Source organism: Microcoleus sp. A2-C3, assembly GCF_036706065.1.
In the GTDB taxonomy this organism is placed as follows: Bacteria; Cyanobacteriota; Cyanobacteriia; order Cyanobacteriales; family Microcoleaceae; genus Microcoleus.
Window position 1 is genome coordinate 60,232 of the sequence record NZ_JAUBVX010000013.1, and the last position, 14,963, is coordinate 75,194.

General features: G+C 47.1%; 17 protein-coding genes. 11 read left to right on the forward strand and 6 right to left on the reverse strand.

Annotated elements, in window-relative coordinates:
* The first annotated feature begins 37 nt into the window (after window positions 1–37).
* The 3 genes from QUB66_RS09820 to QUB66_RS09830 all read left to right on the forward strand — a co-directional run bounded on the left by QUB66_RS09820 (window position 38) and on the right by QUB66_RS09830 (window position 4,081).
* A complete protein-coding gene (locus QUB66_RS09820; protein WP_265237439.1) occupies window positions 38–2,515 on the forward strand; it encodes an ATP-dependent Clp protease ATP-binding subunit in 2,478 nt (825 codons plus the stop codon).
* Window positions 2,516–2,846: 331 nt separating this feature from the next.
* Entirely contained in the window at window positions 2,847–3,440 is a 594-nt protein-coding gene (gene lepB, locus QUB66_RS09825; protein ID WP_265237437.1) for a signal peptidase I, read from the forward strand.
* A gap of 317 nt (window positions 3,441–3,757) precedes the next feature.
* Entirely contained in the window at window positions 3,758–4,081 is a 324-nt protein-coding gene (locus tag QUB66_RS09830; protein ID WP_265237435.1) for a DUF1825 family protein, read from the forward strand.
* Window positions 4,082–4,268: 187 nt separating this feature from the next.
* Here the strand turns inward: QUB66_RS09830 and QUB66_RS09835 are convergent, their stop codons facing one another.
* On the reverse strand, window positions 4,269–6,188 hold the full coding sequence (locus QUB66_RS09835) for a transglycosylase domain-containing protein (protein ID WP_265237434.1): 1,920 nt from the start codon (window positions 6,186–6,188) through the stop codon (window positions 4,269–4,271).
* A gap of 206 nt (window positions 6,189–6,394) precedes the next feature.
* Between QUB66_RS09835 and tyrS the strand changes: the two genes are divergently transcribed.
* The 3 genes from tyrS to QUB66_RS09850 are packed head-to-tail and all read left to right on the forward strand — an operon-like array spanning window position 6,395 to window position 8,985.
* Window positions 6,395–7,606, forward strand: a complete 1,212-nt coding sequence (tyrS, locus tag QUB66_RS09840) for a tyrosine--tRNA ligase (RefSeq protein ID WP_332967446.1) — start codon at window positions 6,395–6,397, stop codon at window positions 7,604–7,606.
* 29 nt (window positions 7,607–7,635) lie between these two features.
* Window positions 7,636–8,346: an orotidine-5'-phosphate decarboxylase gene (gene pyrF / locus QUB66_RS09845; protein ID WP_332967447.1), complete on the forward strand. Its 711-nt coding sequence runs from the start codon at window positions 7,636–7,638 to the stop codon at window positions 8,344–8,346.
* Window positions 8,347–8,382: 36 nt separating this feature from the next.
* On the forward strand, window positions 8,383–8,985 hold the full coding sequence (locus QUB66_RS09850; RefSeq protein WP_265237431.1) for a hypothetical protein: 603 nt from the start codon (window positions 8,383–8,385) through the stop codon (window positions 8,983–8,985).
* On the opposite strand, the gene QUB66_RS09855 is transcribed toward QUB66_RS09850, so the two are convergent.
* On the reverse strand, window positions 8,982–9,278 hold the full coding sequence (locus QUB66_RS09855; protein ID WP_332967449.1) for a hypothetical protein: 297 nt from the start codon (window positions 9,276–9,278) through the stop codon (window positions 8,982–8,984). The two genes, QUB66_RS09850 and QUB66_RS09855, sit on opposite strands and share 4 nt — an antisense overlap.
* A gap of 204 nt (window positions 9,279–9,482) precedes the next feature.
* Complete coding sequence (locus QUB66_RS09860; RefSeq protein ID WP_265237428.1) at window positions 9,483–10,169, reverse strand: uracil-DNA glycosylase; 687 nt, start codon at window positions 10,167–10,169, stop codon at window positions 9,483–9,485.
* Window positions 10,170–10,360: 191 nt separating this feature from the next.
* On the opposite strand from QUB66_RS09860, the gene QUB66_RS09865 reads away from it, so the two are divergent.
* Both QUB66_RS09865 and QUB66_RS09870 read left to right on the forward strand, forming a co-directional pair.
* Window positions 10,361–11,032, forward strand: coding sequence for a phosphoribosyltransferase (locus tag QUB66_RS09865; RefSeq protein ID WP_332967451.1), 672 nt, complete (start codon window positions 10,361–10,363; stop codon window positions 11,030–11,032).
* A gap of 72 nt (window positions 11,033–11,104) precedes the next feature.
* On the forward strand, window positions 11,105–11,365 hold the full coding sequence (locus tag QUB66_RS09870) for a hypothetical protein (RefSeq protein WP_332967501.1): 261 nt from the start codon (window positions 11,105–11,107) through the stop codon (window positions 11,363–11,365).
* A 125-nt stretch (window positions 11,366–11,490) separates the two neighbouring features.
* Here QUB66_RS09870 and QUB66_RS09875 read toward each other — a convergent pair whose 3' ends face one another.
* On the reverse strand, window positions 11,491–11,862 hold the full coding sequence (locus QUB66_RS09875; protein WP_332967452.1) for a VOC family protein: 372 nt from the start codon (window positions 11,860–11,862) through the stop codon (window positions 11,491–11,493).
* 113 nt (window positions 11,863–11,975) lie between these two features.
* Between QUB66_RS09875 and QUB66_RS09880 the strand changes: the two genes are divergently transcribed.
* Window positions 11,976–12,440, forward strand: coding sequence for a hypothetical protein (locus QUB66_RS09880; protein ID WP_332967453.1), 465 nt, complete (start codon window positions 11,976–11,978; stop codon window positions 12,438–12,440).
* A gap of 165 nt (window positions 12,441–12,605) precedes the next feature.
* On the opposite strand, the gene QUB66_RS09885 is transcribed toward QUB66_RS09880, so the two are convergent.
* Together QUB66_RS09885 and QUB66_RS09890 are read right to left on the reverse strand one after the other, a co-directional pair.
* Window positions 12,606–12,932 carry a hypothetical protein gene (locus QUB66_RS09885; RefSeq protein ID WP_332967454.1) on the reverse strand — a complete coding sequence of 109 codons (327 nt, stop codon included), beginning with the start codon at window positions 12,930–12,932 and terminating at the stop codon, window positions 12,606–12,608.
* 121 nt (window positions 12,933–13,053) lie between these two features.
* Window positions 13,054–13,377: a hypothetical protein gene (locus tag QUB66_RS09890; protein WP_332967455.1), complete on the reverse strand. Its 324-nt coding sequence runs from the start codon at window positions 13,375–13,377 to the stop codon at window positions 13,054–13,056.
* Between the two features lie 184 nt (window positions 13,378–13,561).
* Between QUB66_RS09890 and QUB66_RS09895 the strand changes: the two genes are divergently transcribed.
* Both QUB66_RS09895 and QUB66_RS09900 read left to right on the forward strand, forming a co-directional pair.
* The gene (locus tag QUB66_RS09895; RefSeq protein ID WP_332967456.1) at window positions 13,562–14,398 is read left to right on the forward strand and encodes a PHP domain-containing protein; all 837 of its coding nucleotides are present in this window, start codon (window positions 13,562–13,564) and stop codon (window positions 14,396–14,398) included.
* Between the two features lie 275 nt (window positions 14,399–14,673).
* Window positions 14,674–14,883: a CsbD family protein gene (locus tag QUB66_RS09900; RefSeq protein ID WP_265237414.1), complete on the forward strand. Its 210-nt coding sequence runs from the start codon at window positions 14,674–14,676 to the stop codon at window positions 14,881–14,883.
* Window positions 14,884–14,963: the final 80 nt, after the last annotated feature.

Here is a 14,963-nt window from a genome sequence, read left to right on the forward strand (position 1 = left end):
GACCTCAAAACGGGCATATAGCAGGTGGGAATAAATCATGTTTGAACGCTTCACAGAAAAAGCAATAAAAGTAATCATGCTGGCCCAGGAAGAAGCTCGCCGCCTGGGTCACAACTTCGTAGGGACAGAACAGATCCTCCTGGGTCTGATCGGGGAAGGAACCGGAGTTGCGGCTAAAGTCCTCAAATCAATGGGGGTCAACCTCAAAGATGCTCGGATTGAGGTCGAAAAAATCATCGGGCGCGGTTCGGGCTTCGTAGCAGTCGAAATTCCGTTCACCCCGCGCGCCAAGCGGGTTCTAGAACTGTCCCTCGAAGAAGCTCGCCAACTCGGACACAACTATATCGGCACCGAACACCTGCTGCTCGGCCTGATTCGCGAAGGTGAAGGAGTAGCGGCCAGAGTCCTGGAAAATCTGGGAGTAGACTTGTCGAAAGTCCGCACCCAAGTGATTCGGATGCTGGGAGAAACCGCAGAAGTCGCAGCCACTGGCGGCGGCGCTCGCACCAAAACCCCAACCCTGGACGAATTTGGAGCCAACCTGACTCAAATGGCGGTCGATGGTAAGCTTGACCCCGTAGTCGGTCGGCAAAAAGAAATCGAACGGGTAATTCAAATCCTCGGTCGCCGTACCAAAAATAACCCGGTACTGATCGGCGAACCCGGAGTCGGTAAAACTGCGATCGCCGAAGGCCTGGCCCAGCGCATCGCTAACAACGACATCCCAGACATCCTCGAAGACAAGCGCGTCGTCACCCTCGACATCGGCCTGCTCGTCGCTGGTACGAAATACCGGGGCGAATTTGAAGAGCGCCTGAAAAAAATCATGGACGAAATCCGCACGGCGGGTAACGTGATTTTGGTGATTGACGAAGTGCACACTTTGATCGGTGCTGGTGCGGCGGAAGGCGCGATCGACGCAGCCAACATTCTCAAGCCAGCTTTGGCTAGAGGCGAACTCCAGTGTATCGGTGCTACAACCCTTGATGAGTACCGCAAGCACATCGAGCGCGATGCCGCCCTAGAGCGACGCTTCCAGCCCGTGATGGTCGGCGAACCCACCGTTGATGAGACGATCGAGATTCTGTTCGGTCTGCGGGAACGCTACGAACAGCACCACAAGCTGAAAATCTTGGATACGGCCTTGGAAGCCGCAGCCAAACTCTCTCACCGCTACATCTCCGATCGCTTCCTCCCAGACAAAGCTATTGACTTGGTAGATGAAGCTGGTTCCAGAGTCCGCTTGATCAACTCCCAACTTCCCCCCGCAGCCAAAGAACTTGATAAAGAACTCCGCAAAGTCCTCAAAGATAAAGACGAAGCGGTGCGTTCTCAAGACTTTGACAAAGCAGGCGAATTGCGCGATCGAGAAATGACGATCAAAGCCGAAATTCGCGCGATTTCCCAAGCAAAAAAAACCGACTCGGCGGCCCGTGGCGACACCGATCCATCGCCAGTAGTTACCGAAGAAGATATCGCTCAAATCGTCGCAAGCTGGACGGGCGTACCGGTTAACAAACTAACTGAATCTGAGTCCGAAAAGCTGCTGCACATGGAAGATACCTTGCACCAGCGTTTGATCGGCCAAGAAGAAGCAGTGAAAGCCGTTTCCCGTGCCATTCGTCGCGCTCGCGTTGGGTTGAAAAATCCCAATCGCCCGATCGCCAGTTTCATCTTCTCCGGGCCCACCGGTGTCGGTAAAACCGAATTGACCAAAGCCCTAGCCGGCTACTTCTTCGGTTCCGAAGACGCGATGATTCGACTGGATATGTCCGAATACATGGAACGTCACACCGTCTCCAAACTAATCGGTTCCCCTCCAGGCTACGTCGGCTACAACGAAGGCGGACAACTCACAGAAGCAGTCCGCCGCCGTCCTTACACCGTCGTATTGTTCGACGAAATCGAAAAAGCCCACCCCGATGTCTTCAATATGCTCCTGCAAATATTGGAAGACGGCCGCTTAACCGATGCCAAAGGTCGCACCGTAGATTTCAAAAATACGCTGCTGATTATGACTTCCAACATCGGTTCTAAGGTGATTGAAAAAGGTGGCGGTGGCCTCGGCTTCGAGTTCAGCGACAACCAAGCCGATGCTACTTACAACCGCATTCGCTCTTTGGTTAACGAAGAACTCAAGAACTACTTCCGCCCAGAATTCCTCAACCGACTTGACGAAATTATCGTCTTCCGTCAGTTGAATAAGGAAGAAGTCAAGGAAATTGCCGTCATCATGCTCAAAGAAGTGTTCGGCCGCTTGACAGAACAGGGAATCACGATGGAAGTGACCGAGAAATTCAAAGAAAGGCTGGTAGAAGAAGGCTACAACCCCAGCTACGGAGCTCGACCCCTGCGCCGCGCTATCATGCGGTTGTTGGAAGACAGTTTGGCTGAGGAAATCCTTTCTGGCCGCATCAAAGACGGTGACACCGCTGTTGTGGATGTGGATGAAGCCGGTGTTGTGAAGGTGCTGCAAGGTCAAAAGCGGGAATTGCTGCCCCAAGGTGCTGAGTAAGGTTGAGTGGCGTGCGATCGCATCGGGAGTAAAGTTGTGAAATAACTAATCTCGCGATCGCAAATAACTCACAATCCTTACATAAAAAAAGGTAGAGAATTAAAATTCTCTACCTTTTTTATGAGTTAATATTAACAGAATGCACTCAACTTTTCTAAGTATTTTCGTCTCAAAAAAACCTAAGACAGATCAACTCGGTTTCTGTAGGGTAGCATCCCCGTCTCTTCCCTGACGGGTTTCTGAATAGCCAAACAAAGTTTTACGTTTAATTAGAGCGACTTACTTCAATGGCAATTAGATAATTAGTGGCAACTATATAGCGAGGACTTTCATGACATCTGAAAAAAAGAATTTGGGTACAGAAGTAGTAGAAATTCCGGCTGAAACCTGGTGGATGAAAGCCTGGAAGTCGCAGCGAGAAAATATTCAGATAGTAATTATTGCTTTGGGTTTAGCAATAGTGATTCGAGCGTTGGTGGCAGAACCGCGTTTCATACCCTCAGATTCTATGATACCAACTTTGCGCGTGGGCGATCGCGTCGTAGTCGAAAAAATCTCCTACTACCTCGAAACCCCAAAAACTGGCGATATCGTAGTATTCGCCCCGCCGGAACAGTTGCAAGAACAAGGCTTTACCGCCGACCAAGCATTTATCAAACGGGTAATTGGCTTGCCTGGTCAAACCGTTGCTGTTAAAAAAGGTCTAGTCTACCTCAACGACAAACCCATCGTCGAAAAATATATTGCCGAACCTCCTAAATATCAGTGGGGGCCTTATGTCGTCCCGGAAAATCAATACTTCGTGATGGGAGACAACCGCAACAATAGCAACGACTCCAGCAGGTGGGGATTTTTACCTAAGAAAAATATCATCGGCCGTGCTGTAGTCAGGTTTTGGCCACTAGAACGTATTGGGCAAGTTTGAAGTCATTAGTCATTAGTCATTAGTCATTAGTCATTAGTCATTAGTCATTAGTCATTTACAAAGCTCGCGACGGATAAAAAGTTCCTGAGCAGGGACGCTCCCACTGTCAAAAAATGCTTTTTGCAAAAATGAGATGCTCCATCTCCCCATCTCCCATTCTCCGCCTCTCCGACTATCCTGTACGGAAATTTCTACTGATTCTTGCGCCTTGAGGGGTAGGGACTTCCTCCGGCAAATGATAAAATACTACCAAAGGCAGCGGGATTGCCGGCCTAGATCAAAATCAATTCAATATTAAAAAATTAGGTAGGAAAGTTATGGGATTTTTTGATTCAGAAATTGTTCAGCAAGAAGCCAAGCTGTTGTTTGAAGACTATCAATCTCTCGTCACACTAGGCGGCAATTACGGCAAATTCGATCGCGAAGGCAAGAAAATGTTCATCGCTCAGATGGAATCCATGATGGACCGCTACCGGATTTTTATGAAGCGCTTTGAGCTGTCTGAGGACTTCATGGCTCAGATGACTGTAGAGCAGTTAAAAACACAGCTCAATCAATTTGGCATCACGCCCCAGCAGATGTTTGAGCAAATGAACTCAACGCTGGAACGGATGAAATCTGAACTGGAAAAACAATCATAGGAAGAAGGAAGAAGGAAGAAGGAAGAAGGAAGAAGGAAGAAGGAAGAAGGAAGAAGGAAGAATGCTTATAGACCTAGTTTTTGAGTCATTAGTCAACAGTCAAAATTCAACTAATGACTAATGACTAATGACCAATGACCAATGACTAATGACTAATGACTCATGACTCATGACTCATGACTAATAATTAAGGCCGCTCAAAAGCTGACGCAGGTTTAAAACTTTCTACGGGAACTCCCTCCAAAGCTTGGCTCATAAAATCTCGCCAAACAGGGGCAACAATCCCACCGCCGGTAGCACCGTAGCTCATCGGTGCGTAATTGTCGTTGCCCATCCAGACAGCAACCGACAACTGCGGCACGTAACCGACAAACCAAATATCGCGTTCTGAGGAAGTTGTACCTGTTTTCCCAGCAGCCGGCCGGCCGAGTTGGGCCGCCCTTGCCGTTCCGTTGTTAACTACCCCTTGCAGGGCGCTGTTGACGGATGCTGCGGCCCAGGCGTTGAGAACTGGTTTTGGTTTGGGCGTATTGTCGAGCAAGACGTTGCCGCTGCTGTCGGTGACTTGGACGATAAACGTGGTGTCAGAATGCCAGCCGTTGTTGGCGAAGGTAGCAAAAGCTCCGGCCATTTCTAAAGGTGTCAAGTCAACGGCACCTAATGGCAAAGAAATCACGGGTTCCATCGGACTTCTGATGCCGAGTGTCCGGCAAATTTCAATGACTTTATTCAATCCGACTTCTTGGCCGAGTTTGACGGCGGGAACGTTGAGGGATGATTCCAAGGCTCTGCGGATGCTGACAGCGCCGGAGAATCCGCCGCCGTAGTTTTGAGGGTAGTAGTAGCCGTCGCCGTCGCGGTAGCCGACTGGGGAGTCGTAGACAATTGAGTCGGGGGTGTATTTGCCGCTAGCAAAGGCAGCGTAGTAGACAAAAGGTTTAAAAGAAGATCCGGGCTGGCGGCGTGCTTGAATGGCACGGTTGAATTCACTCTTTTGGTAATCGACTCCGCCAACCATTGCTTTGACGAAGTGGGTGCGGGGATCGACGGCTGCTAGGGCAATTTGTCCTTGGTCGCGATCGTAAAAAAGTCCTTGGTTGTAAAGTCGATTGTGCCACGTTTTGACGGTTTCTTCGGCTATGCGCTGCATTTTAAGGTCGATCGTCGTTTGAACGCGCATTCCTCCCTTGAGTACGGCATCTCGCCCAAAACGCCGTGTCAGTTCCTGGACTACGGCTTGTGTGACGTAAGGAACTTGGGAGCCACCAAAAGAGGTGATTTTGCCAAGCTTAATTTTTTGCGATCGGGCGGTATCCGCTTCCGCCGGCGTAATCCATTTGAGATCCTTCATCCGGGTTAAAACAGTTTCCTGCCGCTCTTTTGCCAATTTGTAATTGACAAAAGGACTGTATTCTTCGGGGGCGGAAATTAAGCCGGCGAGCATGGCTGCTTCCGCAAGGCTCAAACTATCTGCTGACTTGTTGAAATAGCTTCGAGAGGCTGTCTCTACGCCGTACAAGTTGTGCCCTAAGTAGATTTGATTCAGGTACAGTTGCAGAATTTGGTCTTTGTTGAGAATTTGCTCCAAGCGGATAGACATTACCGCTTCAGCTATCTTGCGACTAAATTTTGACTGGGGAGATAGAAACAGGTTCTTGACTAGCTGCATTGTCATAGTCGAGCCGCCTTCAACGGTTCTACCTTTCTCTAGGTTGACTATGAGAGCTCTGGCTATCCCGCCGGGGTTGATGCCTTTGTGGGTGAAGAAGTTGCTATCTTCGATCGCCATTACGGCCCGTTTCAGGTTCGGGGAGATTTTGTCAAGAGGTACGACATCCCGGTTAGCTTCATCGTGGATACTGGCTAGGGGCTTGCCGTTGATGTCGTAAATGTGAGTAGTTTCGGTGGGAGAGTAGGTTTGCAAGATGCGAACATCTGGCAAATTGCGGAAGCTGATCGCTAAGCCAACCAATCCGCCGGCGACTACGGAACTGGCAAGCATTGTCATGCTGAGTATGGTTCCGGCGGTCACTTTGCTGACTGACTGAACAAACTCGAATACAGGGGCTGAGTTTTCCGTATTTTTGCGAACTGCGTTGGTTGACACGTGGATTTCACTTCCTCACTCGATTTGGGGTTTAAGACTTTTAATTTTAGATGGAAACTCTGGAGGCTTTCAGCGAATGAAAGCCGGTCAGCTTTGGGATTATGGTAGCTTGATAGTTGTGTGTTTATGTGTCAATCAGTGAGTTTAACTAATTCCGCTGCACTTTGGCAAAATATTAGAGTTTTATGGTTTCCGATCGCTCCCCTATGATAACTCCTAACCTTTCAGCGCTTTACCGTGGCATCAGCGAGATTTTTCCCGATCGACCTGATTCTAGCAACCCTGACGAAAATCTGGCCCAACTGCTGGCAAAAGTCGATCGCCCGTTGCGAGTCAAACTGGGAATTGACGCAACAGGGGCGGACATTCACTTGGGACACAGCATTTGCTTCCGCAAGCTCAGAGCTTTTCAGGATGCCGGTCACACAGCGGTACTGGTCATCGGAGATTTTACCGCAAGAATTGGCGATCCGACTGGAAAATCGGAGACGCGCAGCCAGTTGACAGCCGAACAAGTGGCGGAAAATGCCAAAACTTATTTAGATCAACTACGTCCGATTCTAGATTTTGACACGCCCGGACGTTTGGAAATTCGCTATAACTCCGAGTGGTTGTCAAAATTGGACATGGCGAAAATTTTGGAACTGCTAGGCACGATGACGGTGCAGCAGATGCTCGCTAAAGAGGGATTTGATAACAGGATGCAGCAGGAAAATGCGATTTTCCTGCACGAGTTTCTGTACCCGCTGATGCAGGGTTACGATTCCGTGGCCTTGGAGACCGATGTGGAGTTGGGCGGAACTGACCAAAAGTTTAATATTGCGGTGGGCAGAGATTTGCAGAGGCATTTTGGGATGAAACCGCAGTTTGGTTTGCTGATGCCGATTTTGATCGGGACTGACGGCGTGCAGAAGATGTCGAAGTCCTTGAATAATTATGTAGCTTTGTCTGAAGATCCGCTGACGATGTATTCTAAGTTGGAGAAAATTGCCGATCGCTCGATCGCCCAGTATTTTGAACTATTGACAGATTTGCCACTTGATGAATTGCCGGAAAATCCGCGAGAAAAACAGAAACTTTTGGCTGTGGATGTGGTAAGTCAGTATTTTGGGAAGGAAGCGGGCGATCGGGCGCAACAAGATGCGATCGCGCTAATCAAAGGTGCGGCGGGACAGGCTGATGCTGTGGCGGAGTTTTCTTTGGCAAACGTGCAGTTTCCGGCTAAGTTGTTTTATATTCTGAGTGCTAGCGGGCTTTGTAAGAGCAGCGGTGATGCACGGAAGTTGATGCAGGGCGGTGGGGTGAAGTTGGAGGGCGACAAAGTTTCTGATGTTAATCTTACGTTTGAATCACCTGCTGATTTATTCGGTAAGGTTTTGCAAGTGGGCAAAAATAAGTTTGTGCGATTGGTGTCTTGAATATCTTTTTTAACCGCAGATGAACGCTGATGAACGCTGATAATCGAATTATTGTGGCTTTGGATGTTTCGAGTCAAGAAGAGGCGATCGCACTTCTTGACAAACTCCCGCAAGTATCTTTCTGGAAAGTGGGTTTGGAACTGTTTGTGAGTTCCGGGCCGGGGATTTTGGAAATTTTAAAACAGCGGGAAAAGCGGATTTTTCTCGATTTGAAATTTCACGATATCCCCAATACTGTGGCTGGTGCTTGTCGTGCTGCGGCTAAGTACAACGTGGATTTATTGACTATCCATTCTACTTGTGGTAAAGATGCTCTGAAAGCGGCACAGTTAGCTTTGGTAGAAGGGGCGGTGGCGGTTGATAAACCGACTCCTAAATTGATTGCAATTACGCTGTTAACGAGTTTGAATTCGCGACAGTTAGCTTTTGAGTTGAAAATACCTTTGGAGTTGCCAGAATATGCTTTGCACATGGCATTGTTGGCTAAGGAAAGTGGTTTAGCTGGTGCTGTTTGTTCTCCGCAAGAAGTGGAACAGTTAAGAATGAGTTGCGGGGATGATTTTGTGTTGGTTTGTCCCGGTGTGCGTCCGAAATGGGCCGAGGGGGGCGATCAAAAACGATCGATGACTCCAAAAGCGGCATTTAAAGCAGGTGCAGATTATCTGGTAATTGGGCGGCCGATTACAGCTTCCGACGATCCGGTGGCGGCTTTTGCGCGCATTTGTGAAGAGTTGGGATAACAATTTGAATGTTTGTTAAACCGCAGGTAAACACGGATGAATACAGGTAAACTTCCATCGGCGTACATCTGTGTTTATCTGCTAATATCTGCGGTTGCAAGTCCGACTCTGGCTGTTAATGTTGTCACAAATGCCGATCGCAGTATAAACGCAAGTCGGTATGGTTTGTTAGCCCGATCGCCCTGTCCGGCAGATTTGGAAGCTTTAGTCGATCGGCTGTTGCAAGATTTGCCGAGTTATGCTAACCGTGTAATTGCGCGATCGGGCTTTGCTCCTAACAATTCTAGAGCGATCGATTACGTGCAGCGTCAAATAATTTTAGCAGGTCGCCCGGAGTTTGAACCGCTACCTTTAAATTTTGAAGAAGCACTTCCTGAAAATGCCAGTCAAGTTTTTATTACTACATTAGAACGGCAGTATCGCGAGGGGAAACGAGTTGAAATTCAGCAATATCACTGGCTGTTTTTAGCTAAAACGGAGAAGGGCTGGGAATTAGTAAAAATTGTTTCTCGGTTTGGTACAGTGGCGGATGTTCGTGCGTTGTCGCCGCCAGAAAGTGAGAAAAGCGCAATTGCTGAGGCGATTCGTTTGTGGTTGCGAGATTGTCGTGCACAAGGAGAAAATAAGACGGCGCTTTAACTACTGAATTCTCTAGCCAAATTCTGTTTGATTTCCAAATATGCTGCTTCTTCTAGTTCTAGTCGTTCTCGAATTAGGCGAATAATCCACGCCTCAACATCTGTTTCTTGATGCAATCCCGCTAAAAAAGCTGCTTTGATCGCAAGTTCAGAGGGAATGGATAAAGAAGTCGGTGGTTTTTGAACAATAATGGGAGTTTCCCACGCTGAGTCATTGTTAGCTTCGATTTCAACTATTAAATCAATTTCTGGTTCAGAGAGTGTTTCTTGGGTTGTGGGATTGATTGAGTTCATATTGGTCATCCGGTAATAAATTGTTGGTTTGAGCCTGATATTGTTGGTGAATACTTCTCTAGTATTCACTGTTTTATATCAAGAATTCTGTCGCGTGGGTGGGGGCGGGTTTATCAGATTATTCGTTTCAGCCTGAGATTGTTGGTGAACCCGCGCCTACAAGTGTTGCGGTTCACCAGCAATGATATCAGGCGTAATTACTGATTAACTTGCCGTTTTAAATTCATCCAATTTAGCTTTGATTACCTGCATATCTTGCCACATAAACCATTTTGGTGTCTCCGGTTCGCGGGAGGGATTTCGCAATAAGTATGATGGGTGAAAAATTGGCATACACAAACGTCCTTCCCATTCTATCCATTGACCTCGGATTTTACTAATTGGCCGCTTGTCGCTTAACAATCCTTTGAGGGCTGTTGCACCGGTTAATAAAATAATTTTGGGGTCTAAAATGCGAATTTGTTCGAGCAAGTATGGTTTGCAAGCTTCGATTTCTTTGGCTGTGGGAGGGCGGTTTTTGGGTGGGCGACATTTGATGACGTTGGCGATGAATACGTCGGTTTCTGCACTCAATTCTACGGATTCTAAAATCTTATCTAACAGTTTGCCCGATCGCCCTACGAATGGTAATCCGGTTTCATCTTCGTTTTGTCCGGGCGCTTCTCCCACAATCAAAATTGAGGCTTGAGGATTGCCGCGCCCGATGACGGCGTGGGTGCGGGTGTTACCCAATTCGCAGCGGTGACAGCGGTTGCAGTGATCGCCGATTTGTTCCATATTTTGATAAGTGCCGGCGGGAATGGGAATTTTGGCATTTGCTGGGATTGAGTCGTTTTGGAAGGCGGCACTTTGATTGCTGTCAAACAGGCTAAGTTGCAAGTCGCTGGACATATATTTTACAATTAGAGAGATTTTGTTTAGTCTAGAGTTTATAGTTTAGATGGCGCTGGGCGATCTGAGATTTACTGGATGCTTCTATGCGCTGCTGTGGATTCGCTACGGGATAGCTACGCTTTACGCACAATCCCAAATTAACACTCGCAAATCTCCAATTGTTTGGTTGAGCTCGTACAGGCAGGAATATGTTGTCTAACCCGTTTTTTGACGATCGCGCCGATGCAGGCGAAAAACTGGCCGAGGCAGTTGAAGACGAGCTCGGTCAGTTGAATTTAAGCGCACAGGAAGCTATTAAACCGATTGTTTATGCCTTACCACGCGGGGGTTTGCCGGTTGCTGTGCCGATCGCGCGCCGCTTGGGTTGTGCTTTGGATGTGGTTGTCGCCAAGAAAATTACTCGCCCAGATAATTTGGAATTGGCAATCGGGGCGGCAACTGCTGATGGCCAGGTGATCTGGCAAAAGCAAAAGCAGCACAATTTACGCTTGCAAAAATCAGCACTCCAGCAGGCTGAAAATAGCGCTCAATCTCTGTTAGCGGATTTGGCTTCGGGGCGACCAAATGTCAGCGCGGCGGGGGCTTTGGCGATTTTGGTGGACGATGGCATTGCTACGGGGATGACGGTGGCTGTGGCGGCGAAGGCTTTGCTGTCGCAGCAACCTGCGGCTTTGTGGATTTGCGCGCCCGTCGCCCCGCTAGATTTGATGGATTTTTTGGCGGAAATAGCCGATAAGTCGATTATTCTGGAGACTCCTCACCCTTTTTACAGTGTCAGTCGCTTTTATGGGCAGTTTCCGCAGGTGGAGACGGCGGAGGCTTTGGCGTGTTTGCTGCAACAAACTGAATGGCGATCGTAGGTTAAGCTGGAAGGCTAAATCCAAAAGCTCGATCGCTAACACATGAGACCTTGGGAATATTGGTTGAACACTGTGATTCTGTCTACTCAGCAAAATCCGCCTCGCTTTGTTGAGTTGGTGATGTTGATTTTGGCGATGATTTTGTTGGGGCTGTGGAGTGTAACATGGCAGTGGCAGTATTTAACTCTGTCTTTGAGTTATATAATTGGTTCTTCTTTTTCAATTTTGGTGCGGGAATATATGGGCCCGCGACCTCAATTTCAGTGGACTCATTTCACTGCTTTGTTATTATTAATTATCAGTTTTTATAGCTTTGCTGAATTGATTAGATAGTTGAAGGGGTTTTGAAGGAACCGATGAAAGAGCCGTCAGGCTGTCGCCGCGCGCCAGCATTCTTGTCGCGAAGGAAGAAAATAGAAGATCGAGAGTTCGTGAATTATTCGCGATTATCCTATATTCTAATGCGGTTGATGCAAAATTATCCGATTGCCGGTGGGATCAAAGGCATAGATTTCTAAGCCGTGTGAGGCTTTGATAATTTCTCCGGCGGGCGGATATCCTAAAGCCCAGATTCGGGCGATCGCATTTTCGATATCGCTGACTTCCAAACACAAACTCATGCCTGTTTTTGCTCGATTTGCAAATTCGGATTTGTGGGAATCTTTGGGTTTGAATATGCCGAGTCGTAAGCCGGGGAGTTGAAATTCAGCATAAGTATTGGGAATGTAAGGATTCGGTTCTATGTCGAGAAATTTCGTGTAGAATTTAACGAGAACTTCTTTGTCAATGTCTGCTAAAGTCACAAGGGCGGCGCTGTATTGGAAACTCATGTAAATTGGTAATCAGGAATTAGTAATTTTGTTTAATCATTAGTATATGACTAATGACCGTGGCGAAAAGTCAAAACTATCTTATCATATTGTAATACAACAAATATTTCTCTATGGAACTCATCAATTTTATTGCTCTGTCTGTCATTGTTGTCGCTGCGCTGGGGATTGGCGTGGGGACAATGACTTGGGCTTACTTCGGCAAGGGCAGCATTTCTGTACTGTTTAAAGAACCAATTTTAAACTCGCCAGAATTTCCAGCTACTGACAACGGTAGCAAAGCTGCGGTTTATTTCCAACAAGGAATTGAGGCTTATCAGTCGGGAAATTACCGCCAAGCTCAAGATAAATTTACTAGCGCTTTAGAAGAGGTTGCAACGGCGGAAGCGTACCACAATCGCGGTTTGGTTTTTGCGAATTTGCGATCGGATGGCGAGGCTGTGGCAGATTTGATCCGTGCTAGCGAATTATACCAACAGCAGGGGAATGGATTTGCGATCGACACGATTAAACAAAATCTTGCAGCTTTGAAGCAGCGCAAATTAGAACGAGAAAAACCAAAGTCTGTAGCGACATAAATTAGTAGGTTGGGGCCGTGTAACGAAACCCAACCTATGGTTTTGGTCTGAAAAACGCGGTTTTGCGATGTATCATGTTCGAGCCAAGGTATTTGAGACAAACCGAGTTTGTTTTCAGAATTATTATTAAAGTTGAATATCAAGATTGAACATTCTCGTAAACAACTAAATTTTTCGGGTATCTTCGATTTGGTCGATTTGAGAAATCAGCATTCCTCGGCTAGGTGCCACCACTCGATAATTAGTAATTGGATCGAAAGCTTCCCACTCTTGAGTGACTTCGCTGTCTTGCCACAAAAACCATTCCCGGTAAATTTCGCCGTCGTCAATGTCGCCGCACAAATTAAGCCAATCATCTCCTCCCAAACTCTCAAAATCTCCTCCTACTAAGTCAATCCAAGCCGCCAAAATACAAGATTCCATAGCACTATTATCAAAAGTATCTACCTGAGATTGAACAAAGGTTTCGGGATAGCAAAGTGTGGATTTCATACGCTGTACCTGAATGTTATGTTATTAATTTATACAAAAATCCTCAATGGCGGTGAAAGCACAATGCCACTATCCGAACCTCCACAGTTTATACCTGAAAAAATCTTAATAACCAAAGCGCTCAAGTGTTTTTCCTGTATGACTTTAGGGCGTTTTGAGTTAAGCCGTGGCAGAGGCTGATTTGAGCCAATTTGCCAAGTGGCACAGCAAAAAGCACGCGCGGCAAAGCTATCCGGTGGGGAATCGCCCGAATATCTCTGTCAAGGGCGATCGCACTTTCAGCAGCGAAGACAGCGCGACTGGCAATTATATACTTGGTAGGTTGGGGAGTTTCAGTACAGTTTTTGTGATAGCATTTATAGGAACAGAGGTTGCAGATAGACAAGACAGTCAAACAAAACAAAGTTTGAGTCATGCCAATTCCGTCAGCATCGGAATCATACATCTTTCTTCTCTCTCTGTGTCCTCTGCGTTCTCTGCGGTTAAATCATTCCGATACAACCGGAATTGATATCATGCCAATTCTGCTGAATATCCCAAGTATTGAAATATCGCTGGTGCTTCCCAAATTGCGAGAAGCTGCGATTAATAGAGTTCGCAAAGTAGATAAATAGTTAATCAGAAAAACAATGCTAGAACTCCACTGTCACACAACTTATTCCGACGGTACTCTCACCCCAGCCGAACTCGTAGCAGCCGCCGCATCTTCGGGGGTTCGCGCCTTGGCCGTCACGGATCACGATACGATGTCTGGTTGGGATGAAGCCTTCGCCGCCGCTGCTTTGCACGGTATCGAAATAGTCCCCGGACTCGAACTCAGTACAGTGCACAACGGTCGATCTTTGCACATTTTAGGTTTTTATCCCGATGCAAATAAATTGCGCGTTCCTTTGAACGATCGCATAGAAGGAAGATTTAGGCGATCGCAAGAAATGGTAGATAAACTAGCAGCGTTGGGATTCGCGATCGAACTGCCAACAACATCCCCAGGAATGGCACCGGGAAGGCCTCACATTGCCTCTGCCCTTGTAAAAGCTGGTCACGCAAAATCATCGCGGGAAGCCTTTGATCGCTGGCTGGGAGAGGACGGCCCCGCCTACGTGCATTACGACAAATTCTCGATCGCCGAAGGCATAGATTTACTCAAGAGTTGCGGCGCAGTACCAGTGTGGGCGCACCCTTATTTATTTCGCGGCGGCGCTGTTGAGGAAGTTTTAAAAGAATTAGTAGATGCAGGATTAATGGGAATCGAAGTATACCATCCCACCCACAGTTCCAGCCAAATTCAAAAGTTGAAAGATTGGTGTCTTGAATACGGTTTGCTGGTAACTGGTGGCAGCGATTATCACGGCCCCGATCCAGAAAGAAATGAAAGGAAAGGTGTTGAAAGTACCCAATTGAATATGCTGCATATACCATTGGAATTGCTGGAACCGATTAAGGTTGCTGCGGCGACTTTGAAGTAATAACTGTAGGGTGCGTCAGTTTTTATCGGAGTAAATTGGAATAATCAAGCCAGTTTGACGCATCGTATTAGATATCTTGAGAATTCCTAAAACTATCTGCGTTCATCTGTGTTTATCTGCCATTATCTGCGGTTTTTTGATCAAATATTTTGCAAGAGGTCTACTAAAAACCGATAAAAACAAACCAAACATAAATTAATGTGAAGTTAGCGAGGAATTGCTGTTGAGCTAATGTTAGGATAGCAGTAAATTTCAACTACTCGGCGGAGCTTATTATGAGTACAGAAGACAGAGCAAAGGCGATCGGCAAAAATGTAGAAGGCAAGGCTCAGGAAATTTTCGGCAACATCACGGGGAACAAAAAAGATCAGGCTGAAGGCAAGGCGAAACAAGCGGAATCCGCCGCCCGCCACGCAGCAGAAGATGCTAAAGATGCTGTAAAAAATATCGCAGACAAGGCTAAAAAGGCGATCGACAAATTGTAGAAACTGGACATCAAACCGCGATTTGCGGTAGGGGCGGGTTTACCAACAATTTACGGTAAAAATGAATAATTTTGTAAACC

Bases quoted from the DNA above. Each gene is read 5' to 3' on its own strand.
- QUB66_RS09820 (WP_265237439.1), top strand. From the start codon at position 38: ATGTTTGAACGCTTCACAGAAAAAGCAATAAAAGTAATCATGCTGGCC.
- lepB (WP_265237437.1), top strand. From the start codon at position 2,847: ATGACATCTGAAAAAAAGAATTTGGGTACAGAAGTAGTAGAAATTCCG.
- QUB66_RS09830 (WP_265237435.1), top strand. From the start codon at position 3,758: ATGGGATTTTTTGATTCAGAAATTGTTCAGCAAGAAGCCAAGCTGTTG.
- tyrS (WP_332967446.1), top strand. From the start codon at position 6,395: ATGATAACTCCTAACCTTTCAGCGCTTTACCGTGGCATCAGCGAGATT.
- pyrF (WP_332967447.1), top strand. From the start codon at position 7,636: ATGAACGCTGATAATCGAATTATTGTGGCTTTGGATGTTTCGAGTCAA.
- QUB66_RS09850 (WP_265237431.1), top strand. From the start codon at position 8,383: ATGAATACAGGTAAACTTCCATCGGCGTACATCTGTGTTTATCTGCTA.
- QUB66_RS09855 (WP_332967449.1), bottom strand. From the start codon at position 9,278: ATGAACTCAATCAATCCCACAACCCAAGAAACACTCTCTGAACCAGAA.
- QUB66_RS09860 (WP_265237428.1), bottom strand. From the start codon at position 10,169: ATGTCCAGCGACTTGCAACTTAGCCTGTTTGACAGCAATCAAAGTGCC.
- QUB66_RS09865 (WP_332967451.1), top strand. From the start codon at position 10,361: ATGTTGTCTAACCCGTTTTTTGACGATCGCGCCGATGCAGGCGAAAAA.
- QUB66_RS09875 (WP_332967452.1), bottom strand. From the start codon at position 11,862: ATGAGTTTCCAATACAGCGCCGCCCTTGTGACTTTAGCAGACATTGAC.
- QUB66_RS09880 (WP_332967453.1), top strand. From the start codon at position 11,976: ATGGAACTCATCAATTTTATTGCTCTGTCTGTCATTGTTGTCGCTGCG.
- QUB66_RS09885 (WP_332967454.1), bottom strand. From the start codon at position 12,932: ATGAAATCCACACTTTGCTATCCCGAAACCTTTGTTCAATCTCAGGTA.
- QUB66_RS09890 (WP_332967455.1), bottom strand. From the start codon at position 13,377: ATGTATGATTCCGATGCTGACGGAATTGGCATGACTCAAACTTTGTTT.
- QUB66_RS09895 (WP_332967456.1), top strand. From the start codon at position 13,562: ATGCTAGAACTCCACTGTCACACAACTTATTCCGACGGTACTCTCACC.
- QUB66_RS09900 (WP_265237414.1), top strand. From the start codon at position 14,674: ATGAGTACAGAAGACAGAGCAAAGGCGATCGGCAAAAATGTAGAAGGC.